Source organism: Dellaglioa sp. CoH-55-MRSF-8 (genome assembly GCF_056782195.1).
On record NZ_JBXAYH010000247.1, the window covers coordinates 1 to 243 of the forward strand.

At 68.3% G+C, this 243-nt stretch carries 1 protein-coding gene; it reads right to left on the reverse strand.

The window, feature by feature from the left end:
- Positions 1 to 243 (reverse strand): hypothetical protein (locus AC1RPW_RS08635; protein ID WP_481769552.1); only part of this gene is annotated, 243 nt, incomplete at both ends.

The window sequence follows — 243 nt, forward strand, 5'->3', positions numbered from 1 at the left end:
GGAGGACGAGTGCGTCGTCACGGCTGTGGGTCTTCTTCTCTGCCTTCGCCCATTCGCGAAGCAGGACAACTTCGTCGTCGCTGTACGGCGTGGTTGGGTCGGATGCCCGCATGGCGGGGAGGGCGCGCGGTGCGAGTGACGGGTGGAGCAGGGCTTCGGCGACCCGCAGCAGCTGCGACCGCCGGTTGGTGCGGGTGCCCTGCCGGTAGCCTGCAAGCCCTTCGTCGATGTGGGCGACGATGT